Origin of the sequence: Vibrio sp. Vb0888, from assembly GCF_033338835.1 — a bacterium.
Lineage (GTDB): Bacteria > Pseudomonadota > Gammaproteobacteria > Enterobacterales > Vibrionaceae > Vibrio > Vibrio alginolyticus.
On sequence record NZ_JAWOTL010000011.1, the window covers coordinates 13,154 to 30,820 of the forward strand.

Genomic DNA, 17,667 nt, shown 5'->3' on the forward strand with positions numbered 1-17,667 from the left:
TTTAGAGCCAAGCGTTAATGATTCGTAAACGACGCAGTCAAATCCGAGATTATCAAGCCGAAGCGCGTCTGTTTGCCAGCCGCGCTATTGTTGCTTTTATCGGCATTGTTGTCTTGATGGGAGCTCTGGTTGCCAACATGTACAACATTCAGGTGAACCAGTTTCAAGACTATCAAACCCGCTCGAACGATAACCGCATCAAAGTAGTGCCTATCGCGCCTAACAGAGGTCTAATTTATGACCGAAATGGCGTTTTACTGGCAGAGAACCGTCCCGTCTTTAACTTAGAACTGACCCCAGAAAAAATTAAAGACATTGATGCAACCATCCAAGAATTACAAACTATTCTGGAAATTACACCAGACCAGATTGAACGTTTCCACCACGAGCGTAAACGGACTCGTCGATTTAAATCGGTCCCACTGCTGACCCAACTGAACGAAAAACAAGTAGCGGTGTTCTCCGTCAATCAGTACCGCTTTCCGGGTGTGGAAATAAGTGCGACCTTAAAGCGCTACTACCCTTTCAGCGAAGTCTTAACCCACGTGATTGGTTACGTTTCTCGAATCAATGATCGCGACATGCAGCGCCTGATCCGAGAAGAAAAAGACGCAAACTATCAAGCCACTCGCGACATTGGTAAGCTGGGTATTGAAAAATACTACGAAGACCTCTTACACGGTACAGCCGGATATCAAGAAGTCGAGGTAAACAGCCGCGGCCGAGTAATTCGTACCTTAAAGTACGTTCCACCTGTCCCCGGAAAAGACATCGTTTTAAACCTTGATATCAACTTGCAGTTGTACGTACACCAATTATTGGACGGCCGCCGAGGCAGTGCTGTAGTGATCGATCCTAGAGACAACGGTGTACTGGCTATGGTTTCAAGTCCTAGCTACGATCCTAACTCGTTCGTGCACGGAATCTCAGGTAAAGACTATCGTGCCCTTTTGAACGATAAAAACCGTCCTTTGGTCAACCGCACTACACTTGGCATTTACCCTCCGGCCTCTACCATCAAACCATTTATGGCGGTAGCCGCGCTGCAAGAAGGTGTCGTCACACCTAACACCACACGAAATGATCCTGGTTATTGGCGCATACCAAACTCTAACACACGTCCGTTCCGGGACTGGTTGCGTTGGGGACACGGACGCGTCGATATCATTAAGTCGATCGAAGAGTCTGTTGATACCTTCTACTATCAAATCGCTTATGACATGGGTATTGACCGTATTTCGAATTGGATGATGATGTTCGGTTTTGGTGATTACACTGGCATTGATATCTACGAAGAAAGTAAGGCAAACATGCCGACTCGTGACTGGAAAATGTCTCGCCATAAAACCCCGTGGTATAAAGGTGATACGATCCCTGTGGGTATCGGCCAAGGATATTGGACAGCAACACCAATGCAAATCGCCAAAGCAACCTCCGTATTAGTAAACGAGGGAGAAGTGATCGCACCTCACTTGCTCAAAGCGACGATAGAAAATGGTAACGACTTCGAAGAGCAGCAAGCGACAGAATACGTGACTTACCCACCAATCAAGAATGTGCCTAAAAAGTACTGGGATATGGCGAAAGAAGGCATGCGTCGGGTAAACCATGGCACGCGCGGAACAGCTCGCCGCTCATTCTACAAAATGAATTATGAAACAGCGGGTAAATCAGGTACTGCACAGGTCTTCGGTCTGGGTGAAAACGAAGAATACAACGCCGATGAGATCGCCGAGCACTTACGTGACCATGCGTTATTTACTGGCTTTGCACCATTTGATGATCCTAAAGTGGTCGTCACTGTAGTACTAGAAAATGCCGGTGGTGGTTCTAGTAACGGTGCCCCAGTAGTAAGGAAAATTTTTGACCGAGTCGTTCTTGGTCCAGAAGAAATTGAGCCTGAAAACAATGCGAAGAAAGAGGTAAAACAGTAATGAAGATGGATCCCTCTACAGGTAAAAATCGCGCCCTGTTTGAACGCTTCCATATCGACTTACCACTCCTACTTGGCATACTGGCCCTGATGGGGTTTGGCCTGGTGATCATGTACAGCGCCAGTGGCCAAAGTTTACTGATGATGGATCGCCAAGCCATGCGAATGGTGCTTTCACTCGTTGTGATGCTCGTCCTTGCACAGCTTTCTCCACGAACTTACGAAAGCTTGGCACCTTTGATGTTCGTTGGTGGCGTTATACTGCTTTTCGGCGTGCTGTTTTTCGGTGAAGCATCGAAAGGCGCGCAGCGTTGGCTTAACCTCGGTTTTGTGCGCTTTCAACCGTCAGAGCTATTGAAGCTCGCAGTGCCATTAATGGTGGCTCGCTATGTCGGTAGACAGCCCCTTCCACCAACGCTAAAAACACTCATTGTTGCACTGATTATGGTCTGCTTACCAACCATTCTCATTGCAAAGCAGCCTGACTTAGGTACCTCGATCCTGATCGCCGCTTCCGGTATTTTTGTTATCTTCCTCGCCGGCATTAGCTGGAAAATCATCGCTGGTGCTGCGATTGCATTAGGTGGTTTCATTCCAATTCTGTGGTTTTTCTTGATGCGAGAGTATCAAAAAGTGCGAGTTCGTACTCTATTTAACCCGGAATCTGATCCGCTAGGAGCGGGCTACCACATTATTCAGAGTAAAATTGCGATTGGCTCCGGTGGTATTTCCGGCAAAGGTTGGTTGCAAGGTACGCAGTCACAACTAGAATTTCTTCCAGAACGACACACTGACTTTATCTTTGCAGTAATTGCTGAAGAATGGGGTATGATTGGCTTCCTTTGCCTTTTAGCCATCTATCTATTTATTATTGGACGAGGTTTATATCTCGCCAGCCAAGCGCAAACCGCATTTGGACGAATGATGGCAGGCAGTATTGTACTCAGCTTCTTCGTGTATATTTTTGTAAATATTGGCATGGTAAGTGGCATCCTACCTGTAGTAGGTGTACCGTTGCCACTCATCAGTTATGGCGGCACATCAATGGTAACCTTGATGGCTGGTTTTGGTATTCTGATGTCGATTCATACGCACCGAAAAGCATTCTCTAAGGCGACCTAGACATGCAAAAACGCGCTTTATATTCCTTGGTTTTCTCTGCTCTTATTTTGGCAGGCTGTTCATCAACTAGCCAAAAAGAACAAGAAGGCCGTTACGAACTCGAATCTGATGTTGCACCGGATACACCGCTTTCAGTCGAACACATCGAGGATGCGCATCCTAAATATGAACCGTACAGCCTAGGTGGGAACAAAGATTACCACTTGCGTGGCAAAGACTACAAAATAGTTCGCAATGCGAAAGGCTTTAAAGAAAAAGGCCGCGCATCTTGGTATGGGAAAAAATTCCAAGGTCATTTGACTTCTAATGGCGAAATCTATGACATGTACTCAATGACGGCAGCGCATAAAACGCTACCGTTACCAAGTTACGTAAAAGTTACCAATACTGACAACGGCAAAACCACCATAGTACGAGTTAATGACCGAGGTCCTTTTCACGATGGCCGTATCATTGATTTAAGCTATGCCGCCGCGCACAAGTTAGATGTCATAAAAACAGGCACCGCGAACGTGGAAATTGAAGTGATCAGTATCAATCAGTCCACGGACAAAAAGTCATTAGAAGCGCACCCTAGGTACGTTATTCAAGTGGCATCATCAAAAAATGAAGAACGCGCGCGAACTTTAGGTACCGAGCTTGGTCAAAAATTGGATACAGAAACTTTCCTAGAGAGTGCGAAAGAGTCTTATCGCTTGTTGTTAGGGCCATTTACTGACTATTCCCTGACGCAAGCCACATTAGATAAAGTAAAGTTGCTCGGCTATTCGTCTGCATTTATTAAAAAACACAACACTGCCAAATGACCTCGTGTCATGAATTTCTCTTTGATCCCCCTCTTACATAACTAGGGATTCTGATAAGATGTCTGCAGTTAACCCAAAAATTTGAATTACCATGAATAAAAATAAGTTTGTGAAATCTATTCTCGTTTCTTCGGTTGCCCTTTCTGCAACTTTCGCTCAATCTGCTCTTGCATCACCTATCGTTGTTCCAGATGCCCCTCAAATCGCGGCGAAGGGCTACGTGCTGATGGATTACCATTCAGGTAAAGTACTGGCAGAGAAAGAGATGAACACAAAATTGTCTCCAGCTAGTCTGACTAAGATGATGACCAGCTATGTAATCGGCCAAGAGCTAGCGCGTGGTAATATCTCAGAAGATGATGATGTCACCATCAGTAAAAATGCGTGGGCGAAAAACTTCCCTGATTCATCAAAGATGTTCATTGAAGTAGGCACAACAGTTAAAGTACGTGACCTGAACCGAGGTATCATCGTCCAGTCAGGTAACGATGCCTGTGTTGCGATGGCAGAACATATTGCAGGTTCAGAAGATGCATTTGTTGACCTAATGAACGCTTGGGCCAACACATTGGGTATGACTAACTCGCACTTTGCCAACGTTCATGGCTTAGATAACGCAGAATTGTACTCAACACCATACGACATGGCACTGCTAGGTAAAGCACTTATCCGTGACGTACCAAATGAGTACCGAGTGTACTCAGAGAAGAAATTTACTTACAACGGCATCACCCAATACAACCGTAACGGTCTACTTTGGGATAAGAGCATGAACGTTGACGGCATCAAAACGGGTCACACAAGTAATGCGGGTTACAGCCTAGTAAGTTCAGCAACTGAAGGTCAAATGCGCTTGGTTGCGGTCGTTATGGGTACTAAAGATGCCAATGCTCGTAAGTCAGAAAGCAAAAAGCTGCTAAGCTACGGCTTCCGCTTCTTCGAAACAGTGGCACCGCACAAAGCAGGTGAAACGTTCGTAGAAGAAAAAGTGTGGATGGGTAACAAAGACACCGTAGCACTGGGTCTTGACCAAGATACTTACGTAACACTACCGCGTGGTGAAGCGAAAAACCTAAAAGCAAGCTTCGTCCTTGAAAAAGAGCTAGAAGCCCCAATTAATAAAGGTGATGTAGTTGGTAAGCTATACTATCAGATCGATGGTGAAGATATTGCCGAGTACCCACTAATGGCACTAGAAACCGTAGAGCAAGGTAGTCTATTTAGCCGCATGTGGGATTACATCGTATTGTTATTCAAGAGCTTCTTCTAAAAAGAACGTTAGAGTAGCAAACTTATTCGCAAAGCCGCCTGAATGGGCGGCTTTTTAAGTTTGAGCTCCTCGTCTTGAGTTCCCCCTAATTTGACTGTACTATTTCGCACCGCAACGAATATCTACTGGAGTTATCGATATGCTAACCATCAACTCTGATGCAAAATTAAAAGACCTGCTTGAGTTCCCTTGTTCATTTACTTACAAGGTAATGGGTCATGCAAAGCCTGAACTTCCAGAGCTTGTTCTTGAAGTTATTCAGCGCCATGCTCCAGGTGACTACAGCCCGACCGTTAAACCAAGTGCTAAGGGCAACTACCACTCTGTGTCAATCAACATTACTGCAACCTCTATCGAGCAGGTTGAGACACTGTACAAAGAGTTAGGTGAAATTGACATCGTACGCATGGTTCTATAATTTTTTGATATATTAAATTTTTTTTGAAAGCAGCCTTGGCTGCTTTCTTTTTATTTATCAAAGAGATAACGAGGCTTTACATCGCTTTCAGTTAAAAATCTGTTACGCAGCGGTAGAGCATCAGGGTTATCCGGTTTATAATCCAAAAACTTTATATATTAGCAACAGGAATTCCCATGCAACACCAACTTGTTGTAAAACGACTTGGCCGCCAAGACTATGAGCCTGTATGGAAGGCGATGCATGAGTTCACCGACCAACGCACAGAAGAAACCCGTGATGAAGTCTGGTTGGTAGAACATAACCCAGTATTTACGCAAGGACAGGCAGGTAAAGCTGAGCACTTGATTAACACTGGCGATATTCCTGTTGTACAAAGTGATCGCGGAGGCCAGGTTACGTATCATGGCCCTGGTCAGTTGGTCGCCTACTTCTTGATCAACCTACGCCGCAAAAAATTAGGTGTACGAGATCTCGTTACCACAATCGAGAACCTCGTGATCAACACGCTAAAAGCATACAATATTGACTCAGCCGCTCGACCTGACGCACCAGGTGTCTACGTTGCCGGTAAGAAAATATGCTCTCTCGGTTTACGCATTCGTAAAGGATGCTCGTTTCATGGTTTAGCCTTGAACGTAAATATGGATTTAACACCGTTTCTGCGTATTAACCCTTGTGGTTATGAAGGTATGGAAATGGTTCAGGTCAGCCAATTTGGCGGCCCAGACAATGTAGAAGCCGTAGAAAAACAATTAATAGAAGAACTCGTTACTTTGCTCGATTATGAGCAAGTAGAATTCAGCACAGAAGCACCTTCTCAAGGTAATAAAGCATGAGCAAACCAATCCAGATGGAAAAAGGCGTTAAATATCGTGACGCCGATAAAATGGCATTGATTCCCGTAAAGAACATGCCTACAGAGCAGAAAGAAGTGCTACGTAAGCCTGATTGGATGAAGATCAAGCTACCAGCCGACAGCCAACGAATTCAAGACATCAAAGCGGCGATGCGTAAGAATAAACTTCACTCCGTATGTGAAGAAGCATCTTGCCCGAACCTAGCGGAATGTTTTAACCACGGTACAGCAACCTTCATGATCTTAGGTGCTATTTGTACTCGTCGTTGTCCTTTCTGTGACGTTGCTCATGGCCGCCCATTACCACCGGAAGCAGAAGAGCCTCAAAAACTGGCGAAAACCATTGCCGATATGAAGCTGAAATACGTAGTAATCACTTCTGTTGACCGTGACGATCTGCGTGACGGCGGTGCACAACACTTTGCCGATTGTAACCGCGAGATCCGTGCGTTAAACCCGCATATTAAGATTGAAACACTGGTTCCTGACTTCCGTGGTCGCATGGATGTAGCGCTTGATCTAATGAAAGACAATCCGCCAGATGTCTTCAACCACAACTTAGAAACCGCGCCACGTCTTTACCGTAAAGCTCGCCCAGGTGCGAACTACAAATGGTCACTTGAGCTCCTTAAGAAGTTCAAAGAGCAGCATCCAGATGTACCGACCAAGTCTGGTTTGATGATGGGCCTTGGTGAAACCAAAGAAGAAATCATCGAAGTACTGAAAGATCTACGCGCACACGGCGTAACGATGCTGACTCTAGGCCAGTATTTAGCGCCAAGCCGTCACCACTTGCCAGTAGAACGTTACGTTCCACCATCAGAGTTTGACGAGCTAAAAGAAGTTGCACTAGAACTTGGCTTCACGCATGCAGCGTGTGGTCCATTTGTGCGCTCTTCTTACCATGCCGATATGCAGGCTCAAGGTATCGAGATTAAATAAGCTCTCGCTTGTTTTGAAAAGCTTGTTTTGAAAAGAAAGGTTGGCTCAGTGCCAACCTTTTTTGCATCTGGCAAATGATGATAAAAAGCCATTCTACCACCGTCATTCTGAACTGCGAGGAACGAGCGTGATTCAGAATCTGTTTTCAGAATACTGATGATTTTTAGGGAAACTCTGAGTAAAAGAGTGTGCCTCAACAAGATTCCTGATCTCGCCTAGGCTCGTCGGAATGACGTGGTTTGGATATATTGAAAAGGGACAGTGTTGGTAGCCATCCCCTTATCACACTCTCTCGCTATATCTCATTCCAAACGCCAGACAAACAAAAAGGCCCTCAAATGAGGACCTTTCATCAATCAAATAATCAAACCGAATCGCAGAAATAGAACGAGTTCGCCTGAGTTATTTTCAAAAAATGTTAGGCGTAAACTGGTAGACGCTTACAAATTTCTAGCACTTTCTGTTTTGTCGCTTCGATAACTTCTTCGTTGCCGATGTTATCTAGAACGTCACACATCCAGTTTGCTAGCTCTTTTGCATCTTCTTCAGTGAAGCCACGGCGAGTGATCGCTGGCGTACCTACACGAATACCAGACGTTACGAATGGGCTGCGTGGGTCATTTGGTACTGAGTTCTTGTTTACAGTGATGTTTGCTGCACCTAGTGCCGCGTCTGCGTCTTTACCAGTGATATCTTTGTCGATTAGGTCAACAAGGAACAAGTGGTTTTCTGTACCGTTAGATACGATTTTGTAGCCACGTTCTTGGAACTGACCAACCATTGCTTTTGCGTTTTTCACTACGCGAGCTTGATAAGCTTTGAACTCTGGCTCCATCGCTTCTTTGAACGCTACTGCTTTACCAGCTATAACGTGCATTAGAGGGCCACCTTGACCACCAGGGAACACTGCTGAGTTCAGTTTCTTGTACATATCTTCGCCAGCATTTGACAAGATAAGACCACCGCGAGGACCTGCTAGTGTTTTGTGCGTCGTTGTTGTTACCACGTGAGCATGCGGTACTGGTGTTGGGTATTCACCGGCGGCGATAAGACCCGCTACGTGCGCCATATCAACAAATAAGTAAGCACCTGCTTTGTCAGCGATTTCACGCATGCGTTTCCAATCAACGATTTGCGAGTAAGCAGAGAAACCACCGATGATCATCTTAGGTTTGTGTTCAAGTGCTAGCTGTTCCATCTCGTCGTAGTTGATTTGACCAGCTTCATCGATACCGTAAGGGATAACGTTGTAGTGCTTACCCGAGAAGTTTACTGGTGAACCGTGAGTTAGGTGACCACCGTGTGCTAGGCTCATGCCTAAAACTGTATCGCCAGGGTTAAGAAGCGCCATGTAAACTGCGCTGTTTGCTTGAGAACCTGAGTGAGGCTGTACGTTAGCGTACTCACAACCAAATAATTGGCATGCACGCTCAATTGCTAGTGCTTCAGCTTTATCTACGTACTCACAACCGCCGTAGTAACGCTTACCTGGGTAGCCTTCAGCGTATTTGTTCGTTAGCTGAGAACCTTGCGCTTCCATTACACGTGGGCTTGTGTAGTTTTCAGAAGCGATAAGTTCAATGTGTTCTTCCTGGCGAAGAGTTTCTTCCTGGATAGCTGCGAACAGTTCCGCATCGTAATCTGCGATGTTCATATCACGCTTAAGCATCTGTATCTCCTGACTCAGATTAGTACTGAAAGTTGCAAAAAAACTGTTGAATGACCCGACGCAAACGTTTTCGTCACCCTAATGGCGCGCATTCTACATAATTTGATTTAGGTCATAAAGAGAAATTTACAATTTTTCTCATGCAGTTTTTTCATGATGACAAGCAATGTTTATCATGCCAGCATTGCAATCGCATAACGACAATCTATTGCCTGTCAAATTTGTGCTTTACACCCTGTAAAACAGCAATTACATAGGTTTACCGTAAATTTTACCCTCTAGCTACCGAAAAGATCATCTTTTTACTACTATGCACGCCTTATTTATCACTAATGACTGCAACATTGATGGAAAAACACTCATTAAAAGAAGACTGGATAGCGATTCTCACGGGTACCTTTTTAGTAGCTCAAGGCGTTTTCTTTCTCCAATCCGCGAACCTTCTAACGGGAGGCACGACTGGATTGGCTCTGCTTATTAGCCAATTTACACCTTTTACCTTTGGTGTGCTGTACTTTTTAGCAAACAGTCCTTTTTACTTACTAGCATGGAAACGCTTCGGCCGTCATTTCGCCATTAATAGTGCCATTTCTGGCGCGTTGGTTTCTATCTTTGCCGATCATCTTTATTTGCTAATCTCGCTCGAATCGGTAAATGAAGTTTATTGCGCCGTCGCAGGCGGGCTTTTAATGGGGCTCGGTATGCTGATCCTATTCCGACATCGCTCCAGCTTGGGTGGCTTTAACGTGCTGTGTTTGTTTATCCAAGACAAATTTGGCATTTCAGTTGGCAAAAGCCAAATGGCAATCGATGCATGTATCCTGTTTGCTTCATTCTTCTTTGTCACACCAGAAGTGATTGGCCTTTCAATTTTGGGGGCGTTTGCACTCAATCTCGTGTTAGCGATGAACCACAAACCGCACCGCTATTCCGTGACCTACGGTTCATAAATTTTTGATAATGATTGAAGTGCGATTTATAAGATTTCGCGCTCCCATCGCTATATAATACTTCGCGATTTCCAAATAGATCGGTACGGTATGCGCGACTTTCTGCAACAAGCTAAACAGACTCACAGTTGTATTGCGATTGGAGAGCTGATCTATAACCCGAAGACACAGACCCTTCATCAAGATGCTATCGCGATTGATCTTGAACCTCGCACCATTGAATTATTAGAACTGCTGCTAACAAGCGTGGGACATCCGCTCTCTGCCGATACCATTATCGAAACCATTTGGCAGAGCAAATTCATCTCTAAGAATGTACTCACTAACCGCATTAGCACCTTACGTGCGCTGCTACAACAGCATCTCCCCGAGTACGATGCGACTAAGCTCTTGGTCACTTATCCTCGCAAAGGTTACTTTCTAAACCCAGCGAATATCCGTTTAGTGCCACCAGAGAAAAACCATCGACGTGCTATTACAGCTCAAGTTGCGAACCGTAAAAACTTCAAGCTAATTTTTGCTTATAGCTTGTGTGCCATACTTGCGGTATGTAGCATGACACTCGCAAGCTTGTTATGGCAACGCCAAGAAATCTCAACACAGCAAACACGTCATCAACTACTGATTCCCAAAGTCGAGCTACTACTCAACCGTGTCGATTCAATCGGCTCTCAGGCGCGAAAATACCGCATACTGGTCAAAGCCATCTTGCTGCAACAACAGGTCGAATATCCATACACCGACATCGCCAACCAAGATGCTCCCAGTTACTTTCTTGATCCTATCGGTCATACGCCATATTTCCCTGGCGCACGAAACATGCAGACCAGCGACTACGAGCTCAATATCGAGTTAAAAGACGGCGCAGAGCAAGGCATCTTGAAAGCGCAGATGAACCTTATTTATCCTGCGACGGGCAAGCTGGCGTTTCGCAATGAGTACACACTGCGTTTATCTGACCTACAATCGGATATTTTCCAAATGCACTCGGATGTCGCGCAATACTTCAATCTGCCTGCACCTTCGGCAAGTACGTGGCAGCTTTCGGGTGTTCACAAAAAAATGTTATTCGAGAATGCCTTTTCTAGCCAACCTCTCCGACAATCTGATGAGTTTGCGGCTATCACAACGGCAAGACATCTCGCCTTATACGAGCACGAACATCAAAAGCTGGAAGCGTATTTAACTCAAGTACAATCGTCGTTTGATGTTTTGCCAGATGAGCTGAGCCTCTGGTTAGGTCTATTGCATTTCAAATTAGGTAACTTAGACAGGGCAAAAGCTCTGTTAACGACACCAGATGGCGACTCACGCATCCAAAACGCACTGATTTATACCTTTGTGTCTCACATTTGCTTATAAGCAGAACAAACTTGAACAGTTCCGTCTCAACTACATGGAATCACTGGTGGCGCTGCTGCGCGTTTTACCTTCCGAAACCTTGTTTGAACGTCTTTCTCAATCTGAATCAAAAGAGACTTGCCTCCAACCGTGGAAAACGTTGCATGTTAGTGTGACCGATCAAGAAATCATAAGCCGATGGAAAGCGCTCATTAACGAGTATTGCACTAACGTAGCCAACGAAATAACCCCAAATAAAACAAAGACCTAAATATAAAATTAAGCTTTCATTAACCCCTGTTAGCTTTTGTTTTTTGCCCTTTTTCTCTCACTGAACTTAGCATGCTCGCATTCAAGCAACGGCCCAACATGAAACGGCCTTATCAATCAGGAATGTAAACCATGCTAAACAAAATGACGCTTATCGCAGCAGCAACTCTGGCTCTTTACGGCTGTGGCGGAGGTTCGTCTTCTGGCAGTGCGAATCCAAACAAAGTGCCTCAAGAAAGTTTCGACGTCTCGATTCACAACTCAATCTTCGCTCCCACGCCAAGCACACAGCTAAACTACGCATTTAGCTTGGATGGCCAACCAGAAGGCGACATGAAACTGAGCTTCCAAGCGATGGGTCGCGAGCAAATATTGGCAGCATTGGCACAAATCCCAAACAGCGAGGCAATGGTCCAGTTGGTTAATGACTTGGTGAACTACGGCGCCGAACAGTTCTACTATTCAGACGAGCAGTACAACGACGACGAAGAGAGCAATACGCTTTACTTTGCAGGATCAGATGGTGCACTCCATGAAATCACTGACGCTTATTTCATTGGTCATCAGTTTATTGCCATGCTTATGCACAGCGGTCCGATTTTCCGCCTAAACGGTGACGACGTAAAAGAGAAAAGCCCGAATATTGACATCGGTGAAGAAACTATGTCTCTGCAAACCACTCTTACAGGCTACGCAGTTCACAACCTTCTAGACCGTTTTGAAGATCATGAGTGGGTACAAAACCTTCCTATGACAGCATCTTGCCAAGTGGTTTGGCAACAGCAAATCCGAGAGACTGGCGTGCGTAAAGCGTTCTCGATCTCAGGCAAGAAAATTGAAGCGGCATACCTGATGGAAGAGAACATCTACAACCTGAACTGTGATGACATGGACTCAATGGAGTTCGCTACTTCGGCAGAACGTTGGTTTAATCCGAGCTTAGGTCTGATTGAACAAATTGAACTACTAAAAGTACAACAAGTACAAATCAACGAAGAGAAAGTGCAGCTAACAGCGATTGAAACAAAATAAGCTCGCATTTTTAGAGATATCTCAATAAAAGAAGGCTTTGGGGAGCACACCAAAGCCTTCATCTCGAACATCAATCTTAGGGGTGATGACACCCGAGTTTATTCTTCTATCAATAAAATACGAGTTTCGTAAGGTCGTAACACTTGATGGTTTGACGCGACTGCGCTCGCTGAGTTTTGATAGTTAGATAGCAAGTTTTTCGCTTTACTCATATCAAAACGTTCTGGCAGAACGCATTCCACCTCTTCTGCGTAGTAGTTATTGATACACAGCAGCGTTTGCTTATCGTTCTGACGAGCGTAAGCGAAAATACGTTTGTGCTCTGGCAGCAGGTCCTCGTAACGGCCATCGGTGATGACTGGAACCTGTTTACGCAGTTCAATCAGACGCTTGTAAAAGTAGAACACCGAGTTCAAATCGGCAACCGCAGCTTCAGCATTGATTTCAGAGTAATTCTGCGCCACTTCAAGCCACGGCGTGCCCTCAGTAAAGCCCGCGTGTTTTGCACTGTTCCATTGCATTGGTGTACGTGAGTTATCACGCGACTTCTGTGCCAAGATCGCCATCATATCGTCATGAGATACACCATCACGGTTGACCATGATGTCGTACATGTTAGTACTTTCAACATCACAATATTGGCTGATTTCGGTATAACCCGGGTTGGTCATGCCGATCTCTTCCCCCTGGTAAACATAAGGTGTGCCTTGCATCATGTGCACTGATGCCGCAAGCATCTTGGCAGATTCAACACGGTATTGCTCGTCGTTACCTAATCGGCTCACAACGCGTGGCTGGTCGTGGTTACACCAGAACAGCGCCCCCCACCCTTTGCCATTTAAGCCCGTTTGCCAATGATTGAAGATCTGTTTTAACTGAATGAAATCAAACGGCGCTTTGGTCCATTTTTCACCATTTGGATAATCGACTTTCAGATGATGGAAGTTGAACACCATGGATAGCTCTTTGCCGTCTAGCGAAGAATATTGCTGGCAGTGCTCTAGCGTAGTGGAAGACATTTCACCCACCGTCACGCTGCCGTATTTTTGAAACACAGATTCGCTAATCTCTTGAAGGTATTCGTGCACACGTGGACCATCCGTGTAGAAACGACGACCATCACCAATATCGTCACTTGGAAAATCTTGCTGCTTGGAAATCAGGTTGATAACGTCGAGACGGAAACCATCGACACCTTTGTCTGCCCAGAAGCTGATGACTTCTTTCACTTCTTCACGCACTACTGGGTTTTCCCAGTTTAAGTCCGCTTGCTCTTTAGCAAAAAGGTGCAAATAGTACTGGCCTGTTTTTTCATCCAGCGCCCAAGCGTTGCCACCAAACTTTGATTGCCAGTTGTTTGGTTCAGCACCATCTACCGGATCTTTCCAGATGTAGTAATCACGGTATGGGCTGTTTTTATCACCCAGTGCGGATTGGAACCACTTGTGTTCTGTCGACGTGTGGTTCACTACAATGTCCATGATGATACGAATACCCAACTGATGCGCTTCTGCTAGCAAAGTATCGAAATCTTCCATAGTGCCGAACTCAGGGTTGATCGAGTAGTAATCGGATATGTCATAACCGTTGTCGATCATTGGCGATTGGTAAACCGGCGTCAGCCAAATCGCATCCACACCAAGATGCTTAAGATAATCCAGCTTAGAAATGATCCCTTTGATGTCGCCCGTGCCTTTACTGCCACTGTCACAAAAGCTTTTTGGGTAAATTTGATAGATGGTTGCGGTTTTCCACCAGCTCTCATCATGCTTGGTCATAGCCATTTCTAACACTCACTTACCAGTAATCGGAAACTTAAAATTTGAAAAGAAAAATAGGAGGAGGCAGCCAAGTCACTGCCTCAAATAGAATTACGCGTTTGCAGGCTCAAGCTCACCTTTGGCTTGTGCACGCTTATAAAGAATTAACGTTAATGCAGCAGGTACTAGCATTGCGACTAACATAGCCAAAGCAAAAATGCCCCAGAACTGCGGTTGGATAGACAAGATGCCCGGCAAACCGCCCACACCGATACCGTTCGCCATTACGCCCGCACTACCACAAATAGCAGCAGCACACGCACTACCGATCATCGCGCTCAGCATTGGGAACTTGTATTTCAAGTTGATGCCGTACATCGCCGGTTCAGTCACGCCAAGGTAAGCAGAGATAGCCGCAGGCACTGAGATATCACGCTCGCCGTGTTTTCTACTGATGATAATGATGCCGACGACCGCAGACGCTTGAGCAATGTTTGAAAGTGCAATCAGAGGCCAAATTGGCGTACCGCCTAGCTCTTGCATCAGTTGAAGGTCTACCGCGTTGGTAGTGTGGTGAATACCAGTAATGACCAATGGCGCGTATAGGAAGCCGAAGATGGTTGAGCCAATCATAGCGAAGTCACCCGTCATGGCTGCTTTTGCTGCGAAAGCAACGCCGTCACCCAACATACGACCGAATGGACCAATGATAGAGTGCGCAAGAATCACAGACACAATGATTGAGACAAACGGCACGACCACTAGGTAAAGGTAAGACGGAATGATGCGTTTTAAGTTGGTTTCAATAAACGCCAGTGCCATACCAGCAAGCATTGCTGGAATCACTTGCGCCTGATAGCCCACTTTCTCGATGGCGAATAAGCCAAAGTCCCACACTTCGGGTACTTGCTTACCAATCAGGTAGGCGTTCATCAACTGTGGCGAAACCAATGTTACACCAAGCGTGATACCCAGAATCGGAGTACCGCCGAGCTTTTTCACTGTCGACCAACACACGCCAACTGGTAGGAAGAAGAAGATCGCCTCACCAATCAGCCATAAGAAAGAGTGTACCGTAGCCCAAAACTGGCTGATTTCCGTTAGCGTTTGACCATCAAACATCTTGATGTCGCCAATCACGTTACGGAAGCCAAGAATCAGACCACCGGTAATGATCGCAGGTAGCAGTGGTACAAAGATTTCTGCAAGGTGGGAAATACCACGCTCAACGATATTCATGTTTTGACGAGCAGCGTTCTTCGCTTCGTCTTTGCTGGCTTCACTTTTACCCGTCAGTCCGATCAGTACCTTGTAAACTTCATCCACTTCAGTACCGATAACCACTTGGAACTGGCCTGCGTTGGTAAAACAGCCCTTCACCATCGGTAATGCTTCTAACTGTTTCGTATCTGCTTTGTCCGTATCATTTAGAACAAAACGCAAGCGAGTTAAACAGTGACTTACACTGGCAATATTGTCCGGCCCCCCGACCAGCTCAATAAGACGCTCCACGTCTTTACGCGCAATCTTACTCATAACTTTGTCCACCCTGTATTGGATACATTCGATTCATCATTTTGTTTTTATAAATGGGAACATTCCCATTTCTTAATTTTAATATTGCCATTCGAAGACAAAAAACAAAATGGGAACAGTCCCATTAATTGAGAATGATCACAGTATAATTTTAGAGCAGATCGTTTTAGTGTGGATTAACAAACGATAGGCTGTTGAGTAAAGTGAACCACTTCCTCATCACCATTTAATTGATTGATCAGCATGTTAGCGGACTTCTCACCTGCAAGGGTATAACCTGGGTCGACACTAAATACTTTAGGGAAAAGGAAAGAGAGCAATTCATTACCACCAACACCTGTCACAACCACGTCTTCACGGCCTAACTCTTGAAGACGCTTAATCACGCCCAACGCGATGGTGTCACTGGCGCACACGATGGCCTGAGTATCAGATTGAAGGACTTTGTCTACCAACTGATAAGCACTTTCATGGCTCAACTTACCCGTTTGGAAACAAGGTGCAATTTGCTTGCGTTGACACCAAGCTTTATAAGCATTTAGACGAGCTAAGCCAGTGGTTTTGTCTTCAGGATCAACACCAATATAAGCAATGCGAGATAAAGATTGCTGCTCAAGATGAGACAAAGCCATGTCTATCACACCTTGGTTGTCGTAGTTGATCGAAGAAACCATTTGCGTGTCCATCGCGATCACAACGATACGATTACCCCACTCTGCCAATGCTCGCTCATCACATCCAGTAAAACCAAACACGATCACCCCATCGACGTTGCGACGTTTAAGCACATCCAAATGTTCATTGGTTTTATCGCGATCGAATTGGCTCTCCATGATCACCGCATCATAACCAGCGGAATACAAAGCATTGAGCATGGTACCAACGGCGCGATTTTCTGATGGTGAGTCTAAACGGGAGATGATAACCCCAATAACTTTTTGGCTGCCGCCACGCATTGATTGCGCAGATTTGGACGGCACATAACCAGATTCACGAATGATTTGCTCAACCTTCTCTCGCGTTTGGGGTTTCACTTTTGGATCGTTAGTAAGCACACGGCTTACTGTTGATTTGCCCACGCCTGCCAATTTTGCGATATCAAGAATGGTGAGTTTTTTGCTCATAAGTGTTCAGACTAAAAGAAGGAATCAAACAAAAGGGAAGCAGTGGCTTCCCTTAACTCAGTCAGTAATGAAGATTACTTGTTTAAGTACGCAGGCACATCCGCAATGCTATCTAATACTACCGTTGCAATGGCTTCGCCCTGTTCTGTTACTGGCTTACCAGTGCGAACCAAAATCTTAGTGCCAACGCCTGCCGCTTCTGCTGCCATCATGTCTTCAGCTTTATCGCCGATCATCACAGATTTCTCCATGTCGATCTTCAAGAAGTCACGCGCAGAAATGAACATGCCTGGTTTTGGCTTACGGCACTCACAATCTTGCTTGTACTCGCCAATGCCATGTTCTGGATGATGTGGGCAGTAATAGATACCATCGAACTCAACACCATTATCAGCAAAGTTCCAATCCATCCATTGAGTCAGAGACAAGAAACGGTCTTCACTGAATTTACCGCGTGCGATGCCCGATTGATTCGTCACTAACACTAGAAGGTAGCCTTTATCTTTTAGCGCTTTCGTCGCTTCAAATACACCATCAATGTACTCAAAATCATGTTCGTCATGAACATAGCCGTGGTCAACGTTTATCACGCCATCACGATCGATAAAAACAGCAGGTTTTGCCAAAACGTATTT

General features: G+C 45.4%; 14 protein-coding genes and 1 pseudogene. 10 read left to right on the top strand and 5 right to left on the bottom strand.

Annotated features, from left to right (window positions below):
- Positions 1 to 17 precede the first annotated feature (17 nt).
- The 7 genes from mrdA to lipA all read left to right on the top strand — a co-directional run bounded on the left by mrdA (position 18) and on the right by lipA (position 7,350).
- The gene (mrdA, locus tag R7P72_RS15670) at positions 18 to 1,934 is read left to right on the top strand and encodes a penicillin-binding protein 2 (protein ID WP_005373006.1); all 1,917 of its coding nucleotides are present in this window, start codon (positions 18 to 20) and stop codon (positions 1,932 to 1,934) included.
- Positions 1,934 to 3,055 (top strand): rod shape-determining protein RodA, encoded by a 1,122-nt coding sequence (gene rodA, locus R7P72_RS15675; protein WP_005373004.1) that lies wholly within the window; start codon positions 1,934 to 1,936, stop codon positions 3,053 to 3,055. Before mrdA ends, rodA begins: the two co-directional genes overlap by 1 nt.
- Before the next feature lie 2 nt (positions 3,056 to 3,057).
- On the top strand, positions 3,058 to 3,861 hold the full coding sequence (locus tag R7P72_RS15680; RefSeq protein ID WP_005373001.1) for a septal ring lytic transglycosylase RlpA family protein: 804 nt from the start codon (positions 3,058 to 3,060) through the stop codon (positions 3,859 to 3,861).
- 91 nt (positions 3,862 to 3,952) lie between these two features.
- Complete coding sequence (locus R7P72_RS15685; protein ID WP_005384132.1) at positions 3,953 to 5,131, top strand: serine hydrolase; 1,179 nt, start codon at positions 3,953 to 3,955, stop codon at positions 5,129 to 5,131.
- Between the two features lie 139 nt (positions 5,132 to 5,270).
- Positions 5,271 to 5,549, top strand: coding sequence for a DUF493 family protein YbeD (gene ybeD, locus R7P72_RS15690; RefSeq protein ID WP_005384135.1), 279 nt, complete (start codon positions 5,271 to 5,273; stop codon positions 5,547 to 5,549).
- A gap of 176 nt (positions 5,550 to 5,725) precedes the next feature.
- A complete protein-coding gene (gene lipB, locus R7P72_RS15695) occupies positions 5,726 to 6,388 on the top strand; it encodes a lipoyl(octanoyl) transferase LipB (protein ID WP_005384137.1) in 663 nt (220 codons plus the stop codon).
- Positions 6,385 to 7,350, top strand: a complete 966-nt coding sequence (lipA, locus tag R7P72_RS15700; protein ID WP_005391329.1) for a lipoyl synthase — start codon at positions 6,385 to 6,387, stop codon at positions 7,348 to 7,350. The genes lipB and lipA overlap by 4 nt, the downstream gene beginning before the upstream one ends.
- A gap of 418 nt (positions 7,351 to 7,768) precedes the next feature.
- Here the strand turns inward: lipA and glyA are convergent, their stop codons facing one another.
- Positions 7,769 to 9,019: a serine hydroxymethyltransferase gene (gene glyA, locus R7P72_RS15705; RefSeq protein WP_005381985.1), complete on the bottom strand. Its 1,251-nt coding sequence runs from the start codon at positions 9,017 to 9,019 to the stop codon at positions 7,769 to 7,771.
- Between the two features lie 347 nt (positions 9,020 to 9,366).
- Between glyA and R7P72_RS15710 the strand changes: the two genes are divergently transcribed.
- From R7P72_RS15710 to R7P72_RS15720, 3 genes and pseudogenes are all read left to right on the top strand, one after another.
- A complete protein-coding gene (locus R7P72_RS15710) occupies positions 9,367 to 9,969 on the top strand; it encodes a YitT family protein (RefSeq protein ID WP_017635671.1) in 603 nt (200 codons plus the stop codon).
- A 90-nt stretch (positions 9,970 to 10,059) separates the two neighbouring features.
- Positions 10,060 to 11,581: pseudogene (locus R7P72_RS15715) on the top strand (winged helix-turn-helix domain-containing protein).
- Between the two features lie 131 nt (positions 11,582 to 11,712).
- Positions 11,713 to 12,612, top strand: coding sequence for a hypothetical protein (locus R7P72_RS15720; protein WP_005381957.1), 900 nt, complete (start codon positions 11,713 to 11,715; stop codon positions 12,610 to 12,612).
- A 98-nt stretch (positions 12,613 to 12,710) separates the two neighbouring features.
- On the opposite strand, the gene treC is transcribed toward R7P72_RS15720, so the two are convergent.
- The 4 genes from treC to gmhB form a co-directional block, all read right to left on the bottom strand.
- Positions 12,711 to 14,396, bottom strand: a complete 1,686-nt coding sequence (treC, locus tag R7P72_RS15725) for an alpha,alpha-phosphotrehalase (protein WP_025768903.1) — start codon at positions 14,394 to 14,396, stop codon at positions 12,711 to 12,713.
- Between the two features lie 87 nt (positions 14,397 to 14,483).
- Positions 14,484 to 15,908, bottom strand: a complete 1,425-nt coding sequence (gene treB / locus R7P72_RS15730) for a PTS trehalose transporter subunit IIBC (protein ID WP_025768902.1) — start codon at positions 15,906 to 15,908, stop codon at positions 14,484 to 14,486.
- Between the two features lie 176 nt (positions 15,909 to 16,084).
- A complete protein-coding gene (gene treR / locus R7P72_RS15735; protein ID WP_005381960.1) occupies positions 16,085 to 17,032 on the bottom strand; it encodes a trehalose operon repressor TreR in 948 nt (315 codons plus the stop codon).
- 74 nt (positions 17,033 to 17,106) lie between these two features.
- Positions 17,107 to 17,658: a D-glycero-beta-D-manno-heptose 1,7-bisphosphate 7-phosphatase gene (gene gmhB, locus R7P72_RS15740; protein ID WP_005381961.1), complete on the bottom strand. Its 552-nt coding sequence runs from the start codon at positions 17,656 to 17,658 to the stop codon at positions 17,107 to 17,109.
- Between the last annotated feature and the right edge of the window lie 9 nt (positions 17,659 to 17,667).

Coding starts and splice junctions, on each gene's coding strand:
- rodA (WP_005373004.1), top strand. CDS start 1,934: ATGAAGATGGATCCCTCTACAGGTAAAAATCGCGCCCTGTTTGAACGC.
- R7P72_RS15710 (WP_017635671.1), top strand. CDS start 9,367: ATGGAAAAACACTCATTAAAAGAAGACTGGATAGCGATTCTCACGGGT.
- treC (WP_025768903.1), bottom strand. CDS start 14,396: ATGGCTATGACCAAGCATGATGAGAGCTGGTGGAAAACCGCAACCATC.
- lipA (WP_005391329.1), top strand. CDS start 6,385: ATGAGCAAACCAATCCAGATGGAAAAAGGCGTTAAATATCGTGACGCC.
- treB (WP_025768902.1), bottom strand. CDS start 15,908: ATGAGTAAGATTGCGCGTAAAGACGTGGAGCGTCTTATTGAGCTGGTC.
- glyA (WP_005381985.1), bottom strand. CDS start 9,019: ATGCTTAAGCGTGATATGAACATCGCAGATTACGATGCGGAACTGTTC.
- R7P72_RS15685 (WP_005384132.1), top strand. CDS start 3,953: ATGAATAAAAATAAGTTTGTGAAATCTATTCTCGTTTCTTCGGTTGCC.
- R7P72_RS15720 (WP_005381957.1), top strand. CDS start 11,713: ATGCTAAACAAAATGACGCTTATCGCAGCAGCAACTCTGGCTCTTTAC.
- R7P72_RS15680 (WP_005373001.1), top strand. CDS start 3,058: ATGCAAAAACGCGCTTTATATTCCTTGGTTTTCTCTGCTCTTATTTTG.
- lipB (WP_005384137.1), top strand. CDS start 5,726: ATGCAACACCAACTTGTTGTAAAACGACTTGGCCGCCAAGACTATGAG.
- treR (WP_005381960.1), bottom strand. CDS start 17,032: ATGAGCAAAAAACTCACCATTCTTGATATCGCAAAATTGGCAGGCGTG.
- mrdA (WP_005373006.1), top strand. CDS start 18: ATGATTCGTAAACGACGCAGTCAAATCCGAGATTATCAAGCCGAAGCG.
- ybeD (WP_005384135.1), top strand. CDS start 5,271: ATGCTAACCATCAACTCTGATGCAAAATTAAAAGACCTGCTTGAGTTC.